The 4,052-nt window shown below is 40.1% G+C and carries 2 protein-coding genes; both read right to left on the bottom strand.

Annotation, left to right across the window (positions count from 1 at the left end; genetic code table 11):
- Positions 1–381 precede the first annotated feature (381 nt).
- Positions 382–2,403, bottom strand: coding sequence for an oxidoreductase (locus tag BANA01_RS28700; protein WP_063255657.1), 2,022 nt, complete (start codon positions 2,401–2,403; stop codon positions 382–384).
- Positions 2,404–2,476: 73 nt separating this feature from the next.
- Entirely contained in the window at positions 2,477–3,415 is a 939-nt protein-coding gene (gene glaH / locus BANA01_RS28695) for a glutarate dioxygenase GlaH (RefSeq protein WP_063255656.1), read from the bottom strand.
- Positions 3,416–4,052 lie beyond the last annotated feature (637 nt).

The raw sequence follows: 4,052 nt of genomic DNA, 5'->3' as shown, positions 1-4,052 counted from the left end.
AGGCATGATGAAAGACTAATCTGGTGAGTTCCCAGTGAGATTTGTCCTTCATGGACATGATGAAAGACAAATCTGGAGAGTTCCCAGTGAGATTTGTCCTTCATGGACATGATGAAAGACTAATCTGGTGAGTTTCCAGTGAGATTTGTCCTTCATAAGCATGATGAAAGAATAATCTGGAGAGTTCCCAGTGAGATTTGTCCTTCATAGGCATGATGAAAGACTAATCTGGAGAGGTCCCAATGAGATTTGTCCTTCATCAGCATGATAAACAACTAATCAGAATATTACTCTTTTAGTTTAGTGCTACATAAGGATTTCAGTGAGCAAAATCAACATCTGTCTTTAAAAGATCCATTTGAAAAAGCCTTGAAGTTTACACTATTGTTTCGTTAGAAGCCCTTTACTAGTAGAAACGGAAAGATTTCCATTGTCTTGGACTCCTAAACGCAAACTTATAGACATCCCCTCAAAAGTTGCCTCTTCTATTGTTCTCGGCGCCAGGCAATCACCGATTTGCCACACTTCAGGTGCTAATTTCTTTACTTGTTCATATAGTTCACTATTTGGTACACGACCGTGCGAAAGAATAATAGAATCCCAATTTTCCATTGTCTCTTTTTCATATGAAAATAGATTTCTAATGATAACAGAATCCCCTTTAATCTCTCCTAAATCATAGTGAGGCATTATTTTTACGTTTAGTTGATAAAGCTTTTTTAAATATTCATTTCGTAAGTATTGAGGCACGCCTTCACCCACATGCAGCCTTGCCGTAATAAGCGAGACGATATGCCCCTTTTCCGCCAAATCAATCGCCGCTTCTATGGCTGGCCAATCACCGGCAAAATCAAATACCAAAACACTTTTTCCAATATTGTTATGCGGATGCTGAAACACCTCTTCCACCGTCATGACACGGTGATCATGAATCCCTGGAATATCAGGGATATACGGCCTTGAACCTGTGGCACAGATAATAGCATCCGGTGAAATTTTGTTAATATCTTCTGGTTGTACAGCCACTCCAAGTGTAACTTTCACGTTACTAGTAGTTATTTTTCGCATATAATTATCAAGCATCGATTCAGCAAGCTCATGTCTCATGGGCATCTTTTTTAATGTATGCAATAATCCGCCGATTTTGTCACCTTTATCTGCAAGAGTAACGTTATGGCCAAGTTCATCTAATGTAGCCGCTGCTTGCATGCCTGCTGGTCCAGCACCGATCACAAGAACTTTCTTCTTGTCTCTATGGCTTTCCTTAAGAGCTTGCACTTCATTTTCTCTGCCTGCTGAGGGATTTTGAACACAACCGATGGTTAAACCATTGTGATAATGCCCGATACAAGCCTGTAAGCAGCCTAAACAGGCATCAATTTGTTGAAGATTGCCAGACTTTGCTTTATTAGGCATGTAAGGATCTACAATTAATGCACGGGTCATGCCGACAACATCTGCTTTTCCTGTTGCCACAATCTTCTCCCCTTCTGACGGGTCTACAATACGCGAGCCGACGAAAACCGGTACAGCACCAGCCATTCTAATTTTGAAAGAATAGGGTGTGTTATATCCATGCTTCATTGGAGATGGCGGTACAATATGGGTGGATCCGGCAAATGTACTGGAATCCCCGGAGGTGACATCAATAAAATCCACTCTTACTCTTTCGACCAAATATTCAACAATTTGTACGGCATCTTTTACAGTTGTTCCATCCATGGTCATTTCATCTGCACTCATACGGAGTCCAACCGTAAAGTCCTCCCCAACTTCCTGCCAGACTCGCTCCATCACTTCGACAATAAACCGCATTCTGTTTTCAAACGATCCCCCATATTCATCGGTGCGAAGATTGGTCTCTTCCGACCAAAACTGTGCAGGCAAGTATCCGTGTGAGCAGCAGATTTCTACACCATCCAGCCCGCCTTCCTTCGCCCATTTAGCTGAAAGGGCAAATCCTTCAATTACATCTTTAATTTCCTCCATACTCATCGGTTTGGGCATCGTACTGAACCTAAGGCTTGGAACCGCTGACGGTGCCCAGGCCGCATTCCGGTACTCACTTGAAACGACTTCCCTGCCGCCATGGAATAATTGGGAAAATACTTTCGTTCCATATTTATGCACTTCATTGGCAAGCTCCCGGTAAGCAGGGACAATCTTTTTGTCATATCCAGCAATTGTTTTGGTTGTCAGCATCCCAGATGGATGTGCTGAGGCGGCTTCTAGTATAAGTAATCCGGCACCACCCTTTGCACGTTCTACATGATAGGCAGTCATATCCAAGGTAGGGATTCCATTCTTAACATGATTGGTTTGATGTGCAGTACTTAGAATCCTATTTTTCAATTCTGTATGGCCAATTTTAACTGGACTAAATAAATGTTTAAACGGTGTCACTAAATAATCACTCCCAGAAAAAGATAATTGGCCTTTTGACCAAATTCTGGCGGTGCCTGTCACTTGGAACTTTTTACTGATTAAAACGTCCTCGCTGACGCAGTAATTCACGGTTCAAGTTAGGATTTACCTCAAAGGCTGCACGCCCATGTAACCAGAATATATTGTTAACAACTACTAAATCTCCGACTGGAAGTTTGAGTTCTGTAACACTTTCATCGGTTTCCATTGAATGTGAAAGGTCACGAAGGTATTTAGCTTCTTCAATGGTTTCAGGATAGACAAATTGGTCGATGAAGCATACACCAGGCTTATTATTGTAGTTGAAGAAGGTTAAGCGCTGAATTTCCTGATCTATATTTTTACTAGATGGTGCTTTGTACGTAAACTTATGGCTTGCCAGTGGATGAGTTGAAAACTTATCAAGGTCTTTCCAATCATCAAGGTGTAATAATCGAGATTCACCACCGCGTGCATTTTCTTCTACCATTTTCATCATTAACAGCCAATCTGTCGGCTCATCAACAAATGTTCCATCCGTATGAAGTGTAAATAAGCGATAGGCTTGACGGAGATAGGAGTCACTGTTATCAGTATGCTTGACAGAAAAGCGTGCATAATATTTTCCAGACATTGAATCAAAGTTTGATGAACCTAACAAATAAGAAATAGCAGTAGAGAAAATAACGTATTCCTCTGTATCCTCGGTAACACCATCCAAACCAATCGTAAATCCGCCAGATTCACGGTCATGAACGATGTTTCGAAGTAACTCGCCGAATTCTTCTCCAACATGATCTAATAGAATAGAAGAGACAATAAGACGAGAATAGGGTGTATATTCTAAATGCTGGACAGAATAATTCTCTGCTTTGACGGTATCCAAAAACCCTTGAATGGCCTTTTTTGAAAGTTGAATGTGGTATAATCGGTCTGTTTGCGGATGAACTTTCACTTCATACAAGTTTGTTTTTGTTTCATATTTCCCTCTTTGTTTTTCTGTGATTACCATTTTTTATTCCTCCTGTTTTGTGTAAGATAGTTAAAATATGGAAGTCAAGGAATATAAAAAGCCAGTTGCACAAAGTACCCAAAAAAAGTGGGACTCAATGTACAACTGGCTTATATTCACTTCACAGCTCTATGGTTAATAGAGTCACAATGAATTAGCAGTTAATGGTTATTTATATTTCCTGTTTCCAAGTATTATAATCTATCCACGGATCTGAAAGGGTGTTATTCAGGAAGTGGAAGTATTAATAATATTTTGACTACTCTTAGTATATGTTGTATATGATAGATTGTCAATTGATTATTTCGAATAATTCGAAAATATCTGTTCGTAGTTCAGTTATGAAGTGGAAGATTAAAATGAATAACTGAACTATCAACCTGATTAACCTTACTCTTGTACGAAAAATAGCAAGTAAATTAGCATAATAGGTGCTTGGAAACCGAGTATTTTTTACAGCGTGTCGGAAAACATTTTTTGTAAGAAGGTTTCCTGACTTCGGACAGGAGTAAAGGAATTTTGCCATCTTGTGTCCCAAGTTACCTCGGCTTCGGACAGGCCTAAGGTAATTTTCACACCTGGTGTCCGAAGTTGCCTCAACTTCGAACAGGTCTAATGCAATTTTCACTCCTGGTGT

The sequence above is a fragment of the Neobacillus niacini NBRC 15566 genome, from assembly GCF_001591505.1.
In the GTDB taxonomy this organism is placed as follows: domain Bacteria; phylum Bacillota; class Bacilli; order Bacillales; family Cytobacillaceae; genus Neobacillus; species Neobacillus niacini.
The sequence above is the reverse complement of the archived record's forward strand: the minus strand, read 5'-3'. Positions and strand labels throughout refer to the sequence as shown.

Excerpts from the sequence above, each read along its gene's own strand:
- glaH (WP_063255656.1), bottom strand. The coding sequence starts at position 3,415 with ATGGTAATCACAGAAAAACAAAGAGGGAAATATGAAACAAAAACAAAC.